The organism is Pseudoalteromonas sp. THAF3, from assembly GCF_009363775.1.
GTDB classification, from domain to species: domain Bacteria; phylum Pseudomonadota; class Gammaproteobacteria; order Enterobacterales; family Alteromonadaceae; genus Pseudoalteromonas; species Pseudoalteromonas ruthenica.
Genome location: NZ_CP045419.1, coordinates 32494 through 47663, shown reverse-complemented (window position 1 = coordinate 47663; position 15170 = coordinate 32494). Strand labels below are relative to the sequence as shown.

The following is a 15170-nucleotide window of genomic DNA, read 5'->3' as shown; positions in this document are numbered from 1 at the left end:
GTCTCCTTATAACACTTGAAAGCCGAAGGCGTAGGGGTCGTCGTCATCAACCACAATGCAGTTGTGACCGGTGACGCGAGCCCAGCCCTCGATACTAGGAACAATGGCGGTGCGCCCTGCGATTTCGGTCACCGCCTCGATGCAGCCAATAAACTGGCTGCCGATGTAGCTTTCATGAACAAAGGCTTGCCCGATAGGCAAGCGCCCCTGCGCATATAACTGTGCCATGCGCGCGCTGGTCCCGGTGCCACAGGGCGAACGATCTATGGCCTTATCACCATAAAACACTGCATTGGCGGCATCGGAGCTGGCGTGTTTGGGCTGTCCGGTCCACAGCACGTGAGATGCCCCGCGCATGGTGGGGTCTTGCGGGTGGATGCAATCGACTTGGGCGTTGACAATATCGCGGATCAACGGGCTGTAGCGCAGCAAGAACGAAGCATTGCAATGCTCTATGCCAGCAAAATTAGCTTGCGGCTCAACAATGATGTAAAAGTTGCCGCCAAAACTAATATCTAGGGTTAGCGCCCCTAGCTCAGGCACCTCAATAGTAAGTTGCTCAAAGGCCAAAAAGGCAGGCACGTTATAAAGCTTGATTGCTTCGACCTTGTCGCCACTACGACGCACATGAGCATCTACGCGCCCGGCCGGCGTATCTAAGCGCACCCGATGTGGGTCTTGTGGTGTCAGCAGGCCATTTTCCAATGCAAATGTCAGGGCGCCTATGGTGCCGTGGCCGCACATAGGTAAGCAGCCCGAAGTTTCAATAAATAAAATCGCGGCATCGCCATCTGCTGTGGTCGGCGGATACAAAAAGGCCCCAGACATCATGTCATGCCCGCGCGGCTCGAACATCAGCGCTTGACGGATCCAGTCGTAATGCTGCAAGAAGTGTTGTCGTTTCGCACTCATACTCTGACCGCGCAGCGGTGGGTGGGCGCTTGTTACCAAGCGCACCGGGTTACCACAGGTATGGCCGTCAATACAGAAAAAGGTCCCCCGGTTCATAGGCTAGTCCAGGTTGTACTTGCTTAAGTCGATACGATTGGCAATGGCCGTGTTATAAAGGCGCTCCACTTCAGCTTTTTGCTCTGTGGTTAGTGGCAAGCGCGGTGCGCGCGTGCGCTCACTGCCTCGTCCAGCCAGTTGCTCAGCGTATTTAATGCATTGCACTAAGGTGGGGATGGTGTCTAAACGCAGCAGTGGCAAGAACCACTGCCAAAGCTCCCGCGCCTCCTCATAACGCCCCTGTTGAGCCAATTGGTAAATGGCCACAGACTCACGAGGAAAGACATTGGTAAGCCCCGATATCCAACCCGTGGCGCCGAGCATCAAGGACTCAAGAGCAATGTCATCAACACCACCAAACACCACAAAACGCTCACCAAACGCACTAAGCAGCTCGGTGATACGGCGTGTATCTTCGGTCGCCTCTTTCACCGAAACGATGTTTGGCTCAAGCGCTAAGGTGTGCATGCCGGCAATAGACACATCGACGCCATAGGTCACCGGGTTGTTGTAAATCATAATAGGTAACTGGGTCGACCTAGCAATGCGCTGATAGTGATCAATGGCCTCGCGCTCAGTGCTGCGGTACACCATGCCCGGCAATACCATTAACCCATCCACTCCTGCGGCTTGTGCATCGGCGACAAATTCAATAGCAAATTGTGTGGTTGTTTCAGCCACCCCGGTTAATAGCGGCACACGTGTACCAACCACCTCTTTTGCCATCGCCAACACTTGGCGCTTTTCTTCACTGCGCAGCGAGCAGTTCTCACCGACGGTGCCAAGCACAATAATGCCATGCACCCCCTCATTAATAAGGTTATCAATCATCGCTGCGGTGGCTTTAAAGTTGATGCTGTCGTCATCATGGAATTGCGTGGTGACTGCCGGATAAACACCCTGCCAATTTACGTTCATATTAGTTCCTCTGTTGTCGTTATGCTTGCTATCATAGATATATTGTATACAATATTCAACATGCAAAATTAACAAGACCAGCTAAACGAGAGCACTCATAAACGTAATAGCATGAGTTATAAGCAGTTTAACTTTATAAAAAGAAATATCTAAGAGGTGAAAACGAGGGATGCAAAGTCAGGCTCAACATCATGCTGCTAACAACCGCGTTGCGGTGCTCGGTGCCGGCGTTATTGGCTTGAGCTGTGCGTATCAATTGCAGCGCCAAGGCTATCAAGTCACCTTGTATGACCCTGAGCCGCCGGGCAGCCAATGCTCTTTTGGCAATGCCGGCCACTTTGCCACCGAACAAGTGTTCCCCATGGCCTGCTCTTCATTACTCCCTAAGCTGCCGAAAATGCTGATCAGCCAGCGCTCTGCCCTGCGTATTGCGCCCACATACCTACCACAGCTACTACCATGGCTTGCTCGCTTTGGGGCCAATATGATGCCGCATCGTTATCGTCGCCACACTGAAGTCTTGAGCACGTTAAACAGCCATGCCCTCGGCGCGTGGCAGCGCTTACTCGCAAATGATTACCACCAGTACGTCAAACACCAGGGGTCGCTGTTAACCTTCGAGAGCACGACAACAAATAAAATAAAAGCCGTAGCTGCACAGTACTCGCACCAAGGCGTGGACGTTTCGATACTCAAGCGTGCTCAGGTCAATGAGCTAGAGCCTGCTTTAACTGCCCGTATCGACGGCGCGCTTTATTTTAAAGCCGTGGGCCATAGCACCGACCCTGGCGCATTAAGCCAATACTTATTCAGCCAGTTTTGTGCTTTAGGCGGGCACTACCGCGCCGAGAAAGTCACTACCTTGACCTGTGCGCATTCACATTGTCGGGTGAGTACCGCAACCAGCCGCGAGCTTTATCGCAAAGCGGTTGTTTGTACCGGCGCATGGAGTAAAGTACTGTGTCAGCAATTAGGCTATGCCCTGCCGCTGGAGGCGGAGCGCGGCTATCATTATCAGTTATCCGAACACCTCGGGCTCAAACGCCCGGTGGCCAGCTTTGAACGACAGTTTATTATGACGCCCATGAGTGCAGGCCTGCGACTGGCCGGTACGGTTGAATTTGCCGGTTTGCAAGCGCCTGCAAATATGGCGCGCGCTTACGCTCTATTGGCTCATGCGCGGGAGTTGCTGCCGCAACTAGGCACTGAGTTTGACGAGCAGGCTTGTTGGCAAGGGGCGCGACCCTCTTTGCCAGATTCATTACCGGTCATTGGCGCAGCTCCCAGGCATCCAAGTCTATTGCTGGCGCTGGGCCATCAACATTTGGGGTTAACCCAAGCAGCCATCACCAGTGAGTTGATTGCTGCACTCATTAATCAACAACCCACCGCGATGAATATCGATGCCTTGAGCATCGCGCGGTTTCAAGGTAACAGGAGCAAAGCGTTATGAAAGGCATTGGCTATCAAAACCAACAACAAGCCTTAGCACAACTGAGCGATATGACCGGCGATATCAGCGCCATTGAAGAGCACGAATATCGCCAACGCATCGCCAAAGCCCAGGCTTTTATGCAGGAAAATGGCATTGATGCCCTTTATTTAAATGCTGGCACCAACATGACCTATTTCACGGGACTAAAATGGTATGCCAGTGAGCGCTTGGTGGGCGCGTTACTGCCTGCCCAAGGCGAGCTGGCCTTCGTGGCGCCTTTTTTTGAAATAGGCTCGTTGCGAGACTACCAGGTGATTGATGCCGATATTCATGGTTGGCAAGAAGAGCAAAACCCTTATGCATTGATTGCCGAGGTGCTAAAAGGCATGGGTTGTGGCGACGATGCGGTGCTGGGCATTGACGAAAGCGCGCAATTTTTCATCGCCGATGGTATTACTAAAGCGGCGCCACAATTAACGCTGGTCAATGCTGGCGAAGTCACAGCCCATTGTCGCATGCACAAATCCACTCACGAGCTTGCCCTTATTCAGCGGGCAATGGACATGACCTTAGCAGTGCACAAAGCCACGGCGTCGATGTTATATGAGGGGATCACCACAACTGAGGTCGAGGCATTTACTAATGCAGCGCATAAAAAAGTCGGTGCCAGCGGCAACTACTTTTGCATTGTGCTCTTTGGCCAAGCCACCAGCTTCCCCCACGGAGTGAAAGACCCACAAACACTGAAACAAGGGGATATGGTGCTAATTGATACCGGTTGCCAATTACACGGTTATCTCAGCGATATCACTCGCACCTATGTGTTTGGTGAAGCAAGCGCTCGACAACAACAGTTTTGGCAGTATGAGAAAAACGCCCAGTTAAAAGCGTTTGCAGCCGCCCAAGTAGGCAACACCTGTGGCGATGTAGATAAAGCCGCGCGCGATTATCTCAGCGCCCAAAGCTTGGGGCCAGACTACCAATTACCTGGTTGCCCCCACCGCACAGGGCACGGCATTGGCCTGGATATCCATGAATGGCCTTATTTAGTCAAAGACAACCCTCAGGTGTTAGCAGAACATATGTGTTTTTCTAATGAGCCAATGCTGGTGGTTCCCGGCGAATTTGGTATCCGCTTAGAAGATCACTTTTACACCACGGCTGAGGGGCCAAAATGGTTTACTGAGCCGGCACACAGCATTGATAACCCATTTGGGTTGTAACAAAGAGGTCGCTGCCGATGTCAAATTGATATCAGCTGCGACCATAACCCCCCTCAGTCATTGTGGCTTTTGTTCGACAATAATCGCCACTACGGGGTGGGCACTGAGGTTTGTGACGCGATGGCGCCAAGACGGATGCCACATGACCTCACCATCGGCTACAGTGACCTCCTGCACACCATGCTCGGTTTCAATAGCAAGAGTTCCGCCACGCTGAAAATAAACCGTTTCACTGTGATGGCTGTGCCACTTATCTCGTTCATTGGCGGCCAGCGTCATTTTCAAGGTCAATACTTGGTCATTCTCAAACAGCACTTGATACTGCGCTGGCGCAGCGTTATGCGCTGGTATCGCCGCCTTAGCTACTCCTTGCAGGCTTGCCAGCAGTGTCATCATGGCAATAACTAACTGAGTATTCATTTAGTCCACCTCTTTACGCATGCCCCGAATGGGGTAGTTATTGTTAACATCACGTATCCATTTGAGGCCGCTAACCAAGGTATTGAGCTCGGGGCGTACAAAGGGGTTGTTAGAAATATCCACCACGTGCAAGCGCTGCTGAGCGTTGACCACAAAGAGTCCGGGCTCGGCAAAGGGGTGATCTGTTTCCTCTGGCGAGCGAGGATCCGAGACATACAACCCCAAAGCCCGCATCTGAGCAAGGCTTAAGTTATAGGCAATGGGGAAAGTCACAGTCAACTCCTCAAGGTGCTTTTCAAGTTGTTCTTTGCTATCAGCAGAGACCGCAATAACATCAACCCCCAGACTATGTAGTTGCTCAGTCACGGCCGATAACTGGGTAAGATACTTGCTACACATGGGACAATGTCGGCCCCGATAAACCACCACCAACTGCCAGTCATAGGGTGATCGGGTATGCCCTAATTGCACTTCAGCGCCCGCCAACGTCGGCACTTTAATAACTGGAAACTCGCTGCCAGCGTGTAACTTTTGCGTATATTCGTTCATGGCGAGCTCCTTAAAAATGTGCTTCTAGGTGATCTTGAAAGCGCGCAAAATCGGCCTCAGGCTGAGCATTTTTCATCACGTCAAAAGCGCTAAATGTCGGCATTGGCGTCATATCAAAGAACTTAAAGTTCATATGCATGGGCATTAATAAATCGTCGATGCTATGACCGTCAAAAAACTCTTCAGGGTCATTAAAGGCTTGTTGCGGCGCATTGGCCGTCACCGACAACATATAACGAGTACCGCCTAAGGTACCGCCACGGCCGTAGTTTTTTTGCGGTGCATCGGCGCTGCGTCCATCGCCATTACACAGTGCTCCGCCCATACCAGCGGTATACACTTCATCCATATACTTTTTGAATGACCAGGGGACCCCCATCCAATTCAAGGGCATTTGCACTAACACGATATCGGCCCATTGGTGCTGTGCCAGCGCAGCTTCCACATCAAACCCCTCTGAGGGTTTGCTTATTTGGATGTTGTAACCTTTGTTTGCTAATAGTGTTTGTGCTTTATCAACAAAGCTTTGGTTGAGATTTCCCGGCGAAAACGGGTAGTGATGGTGTGCATTAATGATCAATACGTTACTCATATGCAAGGCTCCTAGGTGAATGTTTAACTTTAAAACCACGAGGTTTATAATAGTGACCTAGAAACTAAAAACAATTAGTATACTTTTAGTAACCTAATAAAAAGACGAGGGTCTATCATGCAAAGTTCCGTAAAAACAGATAGTAAGGGCAGAAAAAAAGTGTTGAACGCGTGCACCGAGCCTTGCGCTATTGAAAAAGGGATGCGCCTTATCGGCGGAAAGTGGACGGGTTCAGTGATCTATCACTTAAAAGATGAGCCAGTGCGTTTTAATGACTTAGTACGCATGCTAGGCGGAGCCAGTAAAAAGATGATTGATCAGCGCCTTAAAGAGTTAGAAGCCAACAACATGGTTATACGCAAAGTGATCAGCACACGTCCTGTGGCAGTAACTTATGAGCTTAGCGAGTTTGGCAAGTCAGCCTTGAGTATACTTGAAGAACTCAGGCAGTGGTCGGAGTCGAATAACCTGCCAAGCTAAACGTTATCGTCTTGCTTTTTCAGCCAGGCTCTCGCCTCATTAATATCGGTAAAAAAGGCCACTTTTTGGGTCGCTAATGCGGGCGTGCGCTGCATCAAAATATGCCTATTCATGGTGCTTTGAATGACAAAGGCTTTGGCTATCAGTGCTTGCGAGTTCAACCAGTCATTGTAATTATCGAGGGTTTGATAAGCTTCTGGTGTGCCTCCTTCGAACTCCGTGTTATCAATTAACATTGAGAACTTCGCACCGTCAAAACCCGCAACAAGCGCTTTTACTTTACGTGCATATTCTTGTACGCCGAGCGCGTTAAAGCTGCCAATAAAGCGCGCCTCTATTACCCCACCCTGGGCGCTAACTTGCGATGTACCATGGGACAAACTTGTCATTATTATATTATTTGCCAATGAAACCTGAGCAATTATTAACACTCTTTTCATAGATAAACAATGACTCAGATCACTGCTCCAACCATTGCCCCAACATATATGTCTTTTTGCCGAGGTGTATACTAGCGCATCGGAGGAATTGAATAAGTCCCCACCGCATGAGCAACAGGTTCAGTGTGTGTATCCGAGCGTAAAGTAACTTCTCCCACAATAAGTTTACTACCCACCTTGATAAGTTGGCACGTCGCAATAACATCCTTCTCAGCTTCAGGTTTGGACAAAAAGTTAATGTTGAGGTTCGTGGTCACTGCGTGAGCGACAATACCAAGCTCCGCAAAGATCGCGGCATAAAGGGCTGCGTCCACTAGTGCCATCATAAAAGGGCCGGAAACACTGCCACCGGGGCGCAAATCTGCTTTATTTACCGCCCTACGTAGTTGCGCCTGTTTAGGACCTACACGCTCAACAACAATATTTGAGCCGGGAAACTCATTGTCAAAAAACCTTTGTATTTGTGCTGCTGTTACCATCATTTAACCTACTTCACACACCCCAAATTAGCGGGTGATTCAATTATGAAGTTCCGATGATACGCTACCACTAGTGGGATTAAAATTATTAAAGTCGCTACTTTTTCACCGTGTTATGAAAGCAAATAAGTGCGACTGCCGTGAGCGCAGCTACCCCGGCAAACAGCCCCCACATTAGCTCTGGACGCCCGAGCACTAAGGTAAGCTGCGAATAACTCCACCCAGATAAAAACCCGGCAAACAAAAAGCCCAGAGCCATGGAAACAAAGTAGTAACCCATGTAGAGCGCCGCTTGCTGCTTTGGAGCAATGCTGGCTACGTATTCTTGGCTTTTTGGTGAAGTGAGCATCTCGGCCAAGGCGATAAGCAAAATAACGCAAACCACAGCCCAACCACTGGCATGCATATCCATCGTTATGAGGTAGCAAAACGCCGTGGCCATCACCACTAATCCTGCGCTTAATACATAAAATGTTTTAAAGCGCTGACACACTGCGCTTACCGCGATTTGCAGCAACACGATGGCGGCAAAATCTAAATTAATAAGGTACTCTGGATTGACTTGCCGATACGCCGAAAGCGCATCGACCATGGCCGTAAGTTGCACCTTACTGAGCTGCGCTTGTTGCTGAGCCAACAGTGACAAACGCTCCACCAGCACCGCCAGCTCTGCGTTAGGGACATTGACTTTGTAATGCACCCACTGCAACCGTAACGCCTCTAAATCGATGTCGCTTGGCTCTTGTTGCAGCTGCAAAAACAATGCATTAACGGCTTGTGCTAAGGCATCTTGGTCGACATGGGCAAAAAAATTCACCGCCGAATCACCAAATACTGCCAGAAGCGCCAGCACATCGCCGGTATCAACGTAGTCGCGAATATACAAAGGCAAGGTATAAAAAAGCTGGTTATAGACGGTCCAAAACCCAGTCAGAATCAACAAGTACAAGGCAAAACGCGGGTTACTAATACAGATAGGTTGTCGCCACCAAGTCTTGGCGCTCATTGTCGCAACGGGTAGCCTATCCCAGAGCAAATTGGCCCCAACCCACAGAGCAATCAAGAGAAATGCACTGCCATAGCTGAGCCATTGTACACCGGCGCTCATAAGCACGATTACACTCAGGGCAATAAGCAGAGCAAACCGGGCATTGCCCAGGACCTGCTGCGCCTGCTTCAATATCAAACTGAGTGAGGCCTGTTGTTGACGCAAAGCAGGCGGATCACGATAAAACAACAGCACCGGAATAAAGTTCAACACTATCCATGCTGCCGACATAAGAAAAACCGCATCCCAGCTAATCGCTCGCATGGCTCCAGCAACCATAGGGCCTATAAAACCGCCAATATTAACCATGGTATAAAAAACGCCAAAGCCCACGCCCCGGTTATGATCATTGGTGCTGTGGGAAATGGTGCCAACCACCACAGGCTTAAAACAGGCCGCCCCCAATGCCACCAACGACAGCGCAGCAAAAAACGGCCAAAAGCTACGTGTCTCCCCTAACAGGTAATACCCTGGCGCCATCAGCATAAATGACACAATAAACATCTTGCGATAGCCCACTCGATCGCCCAAGGCCCCTGTTAACACCGGCAATAAATACAAAAAGAAGGGAATAATGCCTTGAATAGCACCGCGTTGACTATCGCTAAAACCGACCCCTCCATGACTTTGTGGTGTAGTCATATACACCGATGAAACCGCGAAAAAGCCATACCAAGCGAGGCGTTCAAATACCTCCATTAAGTTAGCAATGTAGAATCGAGCACCAAAGCGCCAGTGTTTTGTTGCGGGTTGTTGAGGTTGCAGCGAAGTGGTCATAATGATGTCTTTTTATTATTGTATACAATATACATACCATACTTATAGTGTGCTTCTCAACCACAACCAGCGCCCCTGACCAGCAAACCAAATATCCAGCGAGTAACACACTGTCTTACTGACGCTTACAGGCATAAAAAAACCCGAGATAAACTCGGGCTTTTAGCATGGTTTCAGTTATTCGCTAGGGGTATTGAGCAGATACTTATCTAGCCACTGCTCCTGCTCCCATAAAACATGAAGCAGGCTCTTACGGGCACGGTAGCCGTGGGCCTCGTAAGGCAGCATTACCAAACGTGCATCCTTACCTAGGCCCTTCATCGCCGCATACATACGTTCACTTTGCATGGGGAAGGTACCGCTGTTGGGATCTTCCTTGCCATGGATCATCAACATCGGTTCGTTAATCTTATCGACATGGAAAAATGGCGACATGTTGGCGTACACGTCTTGCCCTTCCCAGAAGTTACGCTCTTCACCTTGGAAGCCAAATGGCGTTAGGGTGCGGTTATAAGCGCCACTGCGGGCAATTCCTGCTTTGAACAAGTCGCTATGGGCAAGCAAGTTAGCCACCATAAAGGCGCCATAAGAGTGCCCGGCGATAGCGATGTTGTCTTTATCGGCGACGCCTTTTTCTATCAGTACATTCACCGCTGCTTGGGCGCTGGCTACTAACTGTTTACGGAAGGTGTCGTTAGGCTCTTTGCCATCCACGCCGACAATGGGCATTTTCGGGTCATCAAACACGGCAATACCTTTAGCGAGATATGGCATTGGGCCCCAATAGCCGATATAGGTAAATTCATAGGGCGACTCCCGCACCTGAGAAGCCACGTCTTTATCTTTATACTCGAGTGGATAGGCCCACATCAGTACCGGAATGCTGCCCTGTGAAGAGTCATAACCTGGAGGTAGATACAGAGTACCCGAGAGCTCAACACCGTCATCGCGCTGATAACGCAGTTGCTCTTTTTGCACCCCTTTAAATGCCGGGTACGGGTGCGGGAACTCGGTCAGCTGAGTTAACGCATTATTGTCTAAATCACGAATAAATAAATTAGGCTGCTCGGTTTTTGACTCACGCACGGTGATAAAACGGCGCCCTTCATCATCAAGCATCCCCACCACGCGCTCATAATAAGGCGCTTCACTTTGCCATAACCGCTGGGTGCTGTTGGTTTTTACATCATAGCGGTCTAGAAACGGAATATTGCCCTTTTCTGAAGCGCCATTACCGCGTAAAAACACATAGCGGTCGCCGATGACTTTCATTACTCGAGCGCCGAGGTCGTTGGTGGTGTAAATCGGATTACCGGGGTCTTTGTAGGCGTCGTTATAGCTACGCTCTGTGAAGAGCACCGGTGAGCTGGATGCATCGTCAGGTTGGATAACCCAAGTACGTAACATGCGATCGCTAAAGCGCCATTCACTGAGGGTTGCCACCGTATCGTTACCCCAAGTAATACCAGCGAACCGACGCTCTACTTTAGTAAACAGCTTAGGCTTACGCTTAAAGGGTGCACTCAAGCTATAAACGTAATCATGGTGCGGCACATCGGTTTTCATATCGCCGCCATCTTGAGCCTCAGCCCAGATCACCGTTGCCCCTTTATCAGCACGCCATTCAAAGTCACGAGGGCCGGTGCGCACACTGTCAAAGCCCTGGGGAATATTATCCGCCAGTGGCTGTTGCGCCAGCTGTTTACGCTCATAGCCACTCATGCCCCAGACAGACCAAGTCGCGGCGAAGCGATAATACGGCACCTGATAAGAAAACGGCTCATTCAATGCGCCAATCAGGAGGTTGGTGCTATCGGGTGAAACACTAAAGCGACGAAATAACGCGGGTTTACCTACTTTTGTCGCCTTGCCATCGAGGCTAACGCGATACAGTTGTCCTTGCCCGTAAAACTTGAATAACGCTTCGTCATGAGGACTGGTGAGCAAGTTTTGATAGGTACGGGCCGGTGCTTTTTCCCCTGTGGTTTGCTGGATCACCGGCACCACGGTACTGGCATCATCTTCAGGGGCTTGTTTATCGGCATTGATAGCATGATTGATAATCACTCCGCTGGCATCGGGTAGCCACTGATAGGGCTTAGCTGCCACCACTGAGTTCAGGGCTAAATCTGAAAGCTGCTGCAGTGCCTGGTTTTCAATATCATAAAACCACAGTGTGGCGCTATCTGGAGTTTCCCACACAAAACTAAGGTAGCGACTATCACTGGACCATTGCGGTGAGCGCATAATACCCTCACCTAAACCATCGACTTCGATACTTTTGCTGCCATCCACTGCCTTAAAGCTTAACGCCGTGTATTTATTACGCACGCGAGAGCGAGAGAAGTTCTTTGGATTTAGTTTAATACCAGCGAGCTTGAGCTCCGGTTTAGCCAATGCTTGCAAGCTTTCAACTCGACGACGCTCAAGTAAGGCCACATATTGGCCATCAGGAGATAACATCGACCGGGGTGCAAGCTTCGCTTCTACGACTTGCGCCAGCTCTGGCGAGGGCATTTGATAGCCCGATTGTGCCGCAGCCTGTGAAGGGGCCGCATGAGTGTTCAAACTTAGCGTACAAGCTAAGCCCAACACACTGGCAATAAAGCGTTTTTTCATTATTTTTCCTTTATTGTTATGGATTCCTGTTAATGTCTTAAATGTATTCTAATGCCTAAGTGTTACTGAGCAACTTTTTGGGTCCAATACCCGGTTACCAAGGTAATTGCTCTGCGCGATAGTTATAAAAACCGCCGCTTTGCGACATCTGCAACGAGTCGATCACCTGTTTTAGGCCACGGGCCGACTCACTGGCATCAATAAGCGCATTGGGTCCGCCCATTTGTGTACGCACCCAACCCGGATGTAAGGACACCGTTTTAATGCCGTGTTCACGCCAGTCATTACTCAGGCTTTTCACCACTGAGTTCAACGCAGCTTTAGAGCTGCGGTAAACATAGCCACCGCCTTTAGTGTTCTCGGTGTGACTGCCTACTTTTGATGATAACGCAGCAAACACGCCGCTGTCGGCGCGCGCTAAATGCGGGAAAAAGGCTTGCGCAAGTTTAGCCGGTGCTAACACATTAATGTCCATGACCTGTTGCCAAGCAGCAAAGTCGAGATTAGCTAGGCTGCAGCCTTTAGGGCCATAGATGCCGGCGTTACTGATCAGCACATCAATCGCAAGGTCACGGTAGTGCTCTGCAAGCGACGCGATTTGCTCATTATCGCCGATATCTAACGCCTCAATGCTGATGTTACTGTGCGCTTGCGCCAGTTGTTGTAAGGCCTGCGCCTGTTTTGGATGGCGGCAGGTTGCGATTATTTGCCACTGCTGCTGACAATACTCTTGTACTAGGGCTAAGCCAATGCCGCGATTGGCACCGGTGATTAAAACCTGGGGCATAAATGTCTCCTTGCGCGTCTGTCATAGGTCTATGTCCAGCGTAACAAAGTCATCATCACAAGGCTGCTATTTAGGTCAATTTAAGCTAGTATGGCCCGTCATATTGCAGCTGTATTACGCCATGATAAAAAAGCATCCCAACGATAAAATCACCATATTTGATGTCGCCGAGCACGCTGGCGTATCAAAATCAACGGTCTCCTTAGTACTCACCCACAGCGACAAGGTCAGTGACAAAAGTAAGGCAAAAGTCGAGCGCGCCATTGCCGAGTTGGGCTACGTATACAACCGCGATGCGGCGTCGCTGCGCTCAAGGCGCTCTCGTTTAGTGGCTTTGGTGATTAATGATTTAACCAATCCGTATTCGGCGCAGTTAGCGGTGGGCTTGGAGCAATATATTTATGATTTAGGGCTCGTTCCCATGTTGGTTAACACCGGCGAGAGTTTTGCTCGCCAGCAACAAGTGGTCAACACCCTAAAAGAGTACAATGTCGCCGCATTTGTAATGTGCCCTGCGCCGGCAACGGATAAGCAATGGCAGAATGAGCTGATCCAAAGCGGCTTCCCAGTTATTAATATCATGCGCGAAATTAGCTTAAGCAGCGCGCCGTGTATTTTGCCTGACAATCGCAAAGGCACATTTTTAGCAGCCGAGCACCTCCTCAGCCAAGCGGTGCAGGAGCTAGCATTTATCGGCGGCAATAGTGATATTTCTGATTATCATGAGCGTCTCGCGGGGTTTGAACAAGCGCTCAGTGAGCACCCAAGCGCTGTACACAGCCACATCATTAACTCTGCGACGACACGCCAAGGCGGGCATCAAGCCTTTCAGAAACTGCGCCGCCAAGCACCCTCGGTGCAAGCGGTGGTGTGCTTTTCCGATGTCATCGCCTACGGCTTTATTGAGGCCATGCGCGAGGTTGGCTTGACCCCAGGGAAAGACATTAAAGTGGTGGGCTTTGATGATTTGGATGATTCGGCGTTGATGACCCCAGCGCTGAGCTCAGTGCGCATTGACGCTGCAGAAATCGGCCGGCGCACCACGGCGGTGTTAAAAGAAATCATGGCGGGTAATAAAGCCCCAGTACGCACCTTGATAGATGTTGAATTACAAGTACGGGAGTCAAGCCTATGACCCAAGTGTTAGTGATTGGCTACGTGTGGCCAGAGCCGAATTCATCGGCGGCGGGCAGCCACATGATGTCGTTATTAAAGTTGTTTCGCAGTCAAGGGTGGCAGGTCGAGTTTGCCTCTCCTGCACAGCGCTCCGAACACATGCAAGATTTGACCGAATATGGTATCACCTGTCGCGATATCGCCCTTAATTGCAGTAGCTTTGATGCCTATATCAGCGAGTTGCAGCCGGATATTGTTATGTTCGACCGGTTTATGATGGAAGAGCAATTTGGCTGGCGCGTGGATAAGTTTGCTCCCGAGGCACTGAAACTGCTCGATACCGAGGACTTGCAATGCCTGCGCGGCGCTCGCCATGAAGCGCACAAAGCGGGCCGTGAGTTTAGTCATAACGACCTACACGGTGATCTAGCCAAAAGAGAAATCGCCGCCATTTTACGCTGCGATTTGAGCTTGATTATCTCCAGCTACGAAATGCAGCTGTTAGAGCAGGTGTTCAAGGTTGATAACGCCTTAGTGCATCATTTGCCGTTTATGGTTGATACCGCCGCGCTGCATTCGCATTGGCCGAGTTTTGAGCAGCGCCAACACTTTATGACCATTGGTAATTTTCGCCACGCGCCAAATTGGGATGCGGTGCTGTATTTACAACAGATTTGGCCTCTTATTCGCAAACAGCTACCTAAGGCTGAGTTACATATCTACGGCTCATATCCACCGCCTAAGGCCACTGCATTACATAATCCGAAAACCGGTTTTATCATCAAGGGCTGGGCCGAAGATGCGCATCAGGCCATGAGCTCGGCACGGGTATGTCTTGCGCCGCTGCGCTTTGGTGCAGGCATCAAAGGCAAATTACTCGAAGCCATGATCACCCGTACGCCTTCGGTTACCACGGCCATTGGCGCTGAGGGCATGCATGGGGATTTGCCTTGGAATGGCGCCATTTGCAATGACGCGCAGCTGTTTGCCGATGCCGCAGTTAAGCTTTATCAACAACCCAGCGAATTTACTGCTGCACAACGTCATGGCGATGAGTTGCTGCAACGTTTTTATAACGGCGAAGCTCTCGGTAAGCAACTGATCACGGCTCTTGAAGGGATACGCGCCGATTTAGCTGGCCATCGCCGCAATAACTTCACCGGGCAAATGCTCAAACACCACACCATGCGCAGCACCCAATATATGGCGCAGTGGATTGAAGCGAAAAATTCATTTAAACCTTGATAGAAATCAGTAGACAGTTAACCTTAGATCAATA

The 15170-nt window shown here is 50.1% G+C and carries 15 protein-coding genes; 5 read left to right on the top strand and 10 right to left on the bottom strand.

Features of this window, described 5'->3' with window-relative positions:
* Nucleotides 1–6: 6 nt before the first annotated feature.
* Together FIU82_RS15340 and FIU82_RS15335 are read right to left on the bottom strand one after the other, a co-directional pair.
* A complete protein-coding gene (locus FIU82_RS15340) occupies nucleotides 7–1008 on the bottom strand; it encodes a 4-hydroxyproline epimerase (protein WP_138510525.1) in 1002 nt (333 codons plus the stop codon).
* 3 nt (nucleotides 1009–1011) lie between these two features.
* The gene (locus FIU82_RS15335; protein WP_138510524.1) at nucleotides 1012–1926 is read right to left on the bottom strand and encodes a dihydrodipicolinate synthase family protein; all 915 of its coding nucleotides are present in this window, start codon (nucleotides 1924–1926) and stop codon (nucleotides 1012–1014) included.
* Between the two features lie 169 nt (nucleotides 1927–2095).
* Between FIU82_RS15335 and FIU82_RS15330 the strand changes: the two genes are divergently transcribed.
* Nucleotides 2096–3379, top strand: a complete 1284-nt coding sequence (locus tag FIU82_RS15330) for an FAD-binding oxidoreductase (RefSeq protein ID WP_152441521.1) — start codon at nucleotides 2096–2098, stop codon at nucleotides 3377–3379.
* The gene (locus tag FIU82_RS15325; RefSeq protein ID WP_152441520.1) at nucleotides 3376–4584 is read left to right on the top strand and encodes a Xaa-Pro peptidase family protein; all 1209 of its coding nucleotides are present in this window, start codon (nucleotides 3376–3378) and stop codon (nucleotides 4582–4584) included. The genes FIU82_RS15330 and FIU82_RS15325 overlap by 4 nt, the downstream gene beginning before the upstream one ends.
* A gap of 57 nt (nucleotides 4585–4641) precedes the next feature.
* Here the strand turns inward: FIU82_RS15325 and FIU82_RS15320 are convergent, their stop codons facing one another.
* Genes FIU82_RS15320 through FIU82_RS15310 form a run of 3 tightly spaced genes read right to left on the bottom strand, consistent with a single transcriptional unit; the run spans nucleotide 4642 to nucleotide 6145 of the window.
* The gene (locus FIU82_RS15320) at nucleotides 4642–5004 is read right to left on the bottom strand and encodes a cupin domain-containing protein (RefSeq protein WP_138510519.1); all 363 of its coding nucleotides are present in this window, start codon (nucleotides 5002–5004) and stop codon (nucleotides 4642–4644) included.
* On the bottom strand, nucleotides 5005–5553 hold the full coding sequence (locus FIU82_RS15315; protein WP_152441519.1) for a redoxin domain-containing protein: 549 nt from the start codon (nucleotides 5551–5553) through the stop codon (nucleotides 5005–5007).
* A 10-nt stretch (nucleotides 5554–5563) separates the two neighbouring features.
* Complete coding sequence (locus FIU82_RS15310; protein WP_045978924.1) at nucleotides 5564–6145, bottom strand: NAD(P)H-dependent oxidoreductase; 582 nt, start codon at nucleotides 6143–6145, stop codon at nucleotides 5564–5566.
* A gap of 117 nt (nucleotides 6146–6262) precedes the next feature.
* On the opposite strand from FIU82_RS15310, the gene FIU82_RS15305 reads away from it, so the two are divergent.
* Complete coding sequence (locus FIU82_RS15305; RefSeq protein ID WP_022945478.1) at nucleotides 6263–6625, top strand: helix-turn-helix domain-containing protein; 363 nt, start codon at nucleotides 6263–6265, stop codon at nucleotides 6623–6625.
* On the opposite strand, the gene FIU82_RS15300 is transcribed toward FIU82_RS15305, so the two are convergent.
* The 5 genes from FIU82_RS15300 to FIU82_RS15280 all read right to left on the bottom strand — a co-directional run bounded on the left by FIU82_RS15300 (nucleotide 6622) and on the right by FIU82_RS15280 (nucleotide 12775).
* Nucleotides 6622–7014 carry an STAS/SEC14 domain-containing protein gene (locus tag FIU82_RS15300; RefSeq protein ID WP_138510515.1) on the bottom strand — a complete coding sequence of 131 codons (393 nt, stop codon included), beginning with the start codon at nucleotides 7012–7014 and terminating at the stop codon, nucleotides 6622–6624. The genes FIU82_RS15305 and FIU82_RS15300 overlap by 4 nt on opposite strands.
* A gap of 122 nt (nucleotides 7015–7136) precedes the next feature.
* Complete coding sequence (locus FIU82_RS15295; RefSeq protein ID WP_022945480.1) at nucleotides 7137–7544, bottom strand: PaaI family thioesterase; 408 nt, start codon at nucleotides 7542–7544, stop codon at nucleotides 7137–7139.
* A 97-nt stretch (nucleotides 7545–7641) separates the two neighbouring features.
* Entirely contained in the window at nucleotides 7642–9369 is a 1728-nt protein-coding gene (locus FIU82_RS15290) for an MFS transporter (protein WP_152441518.1), read from the bottom strand.
* Between the two features lie 177 nt (nucleotides 9370–9546).
* Nucleotides 9547–11988 (bottom strand): S9 family peptidase, encoded by a 2442-nt coding sequence (locus FIU82_RS15285; protein WP_152441517.1) that lies wholly within the window; start codon nucleotides 11986–11988, stop codon nucleotides 9547–9549.
* A gap of 94 nt (nucleotides 11989–12082) precedes the next feature.
* Nucleotides 12083–12775 carry an SDR family oxidoreductase gene (locus tag FIU82_RS15280; RefSeq protein WP_138510509.1) on the bottom strand — a complete coding sequence of 231 codons (693 nt, stop codon included), beginning with the start codon at nucleotides 12773–12775 and terminating at the stop codon, nucleotides 12083–12085.
* Nucleotides 12776–12896: 121 nt separating this feature from the next.
* Between FIU82_RS15280 and FIU82_RS15275 the strand changes: the two genes are divergently transcribed.
* On the top strand, nucleotides 12897–13910 hold the full coding sequence (locus FIU82_RS15275) for a LacI family DNA-binding transcriptional regulator (protein ID WP_045979043.1): 1014 nt from the start codon (nucleotides 12897–12899) through the stop codon (nucleotides 13908–13910).
* The gene (locus FIU82_RS15270) at nucleotides 13907–15136 is read left to right on the top strand and encodes a glycosyltransferase (RefSeq protein ID WP_045978919.1); all 1230 of its coding nucleotides are present in this window, start codon (nucleotides 13907–13909) and stop codon (nucleotides 15134–15136) included. The genes FIU82_RS15275 and FIU82_RS15270 overlap by 4 nt, the downstream gene beginning before the upstream one ends.
* The last annotated feature ends 34 nt before the right edge of the window (nucleotides 15137–15170 follow it).

What these genes read in the sequence shown, in the direction of transcription:
- FIU82_RS15340 (WP_138510525.1), bottom strand. Translation starts at nt 1,008, where the DNA reads ATGAACCGGGGGACCTTTTTCTGTATTGACGGCCATACCTGTGGTAAC.
- FIU82_RS15335 (WP_138510524.1), bottom strand. Translation starts at nt 1,926, where the DNA reads ATGAACGTAAATTGGCAGGGTGTTTATCCGGCAGTCACCACGCAATTC.
- FIU82_RS15330 (WP_152441521.1), top strand. Translation starts at nt 2,096, where the DNA reads ATGCAAAGTCAGGCTCAACATCATGCTGCTAACAACCGCGTTGCGGTG.
- FIU82_RS15325 (WP_152441520.1), top strand. Translation starts at nt 3,376, where the DNA reads ATGAAAGGCATTGGCTATCAAAACCAACAACAAGCCTTAGCACAACTG.
- FIU82_RS15320 (WP_138510519.1), bottom strand. Translation starts at nt 5,004, where the DNA reads ATGAATACTCAGTTAGTTATTGCCATGATGACACTGCTGGCAAGCCTG.
- FIU82_RS15315 (WP_152441519.1), bottom strand. Translation starts at nt 5,553, where the DNA reads ATGAACGAATATACGCAAAAGTTACACGCTGGCAGCGAGTTTCCAGTT.
- FIU82_RS15310 (WP_045978924.1), bottom strand. Translation starts at nt 6,145, where the DNA reads ATGAGTAACGTATTGATCATTAATGCACACCATCACTACCCGTTTTCG.
- FIU82_RS15305 (WP_022945478.1), top strand. Translation starts at nt 6,263, where the DNA reads ATGCAAAGTTCCGTAAAAACAGATAGTAAGGGCAGAAAAAAAGTGTTG.
- FIU82_RS15300 (WP_138510515.1), bottom strand. Translation starts at nt 7,014, where the DNA reads ATGACAAGTTTGTCCCATGGTACATCGCAAGTTAGCGCCCAGGGTGGG.
- FIU82_RS15295 (WP_022945480.1), bottom strand. Translation starts at nt 7,544, where the DNA reads ATGGTAACAGCAGCACAAATACAAAGGTTTTTTGACAATGAGTTTCCC.
- FIU82_RS15290 (WP_152441518.1), bottom strand. Translation starts at nt 9,369, where the DNA reads ATGACCACTTCGCTGCAACCTCAACAACCCGCAACAAAACACTGGCGC.
- FIU82_RS15285 (WP_152441517.1), bottom strand. Translation starts at nt 11,988, where the DNA reads ATGAAAAAACGCTTTATTGCCAGTGTGTTGGGCTTAGCTTGTACGCTA.
- FIU82_RS15280 (WP_138510509.1), bottom strand. Translation starts at nt 12,775, where the DNA reads ATGCCCCAGGTTTTAATCACCGGTGCCAATCGCGGCATTGGCTTAGCC.
- FIU82_RS15275 (WP_045979043.1), top strand. Translation starts at nt 12,897, where the DNA reads ATGATAAAAAAGCATCCCAACGATAAAATCACCATATTTGATGTCGCC.
- FIU82_RS15270 (WP_045978919.1), top strand. Translation starts at nt 13,907, where the DNA reads ATGACCCAAGTGTTAGTGATTGGCTACGTGTGGCCAGAGCCGAATTCA.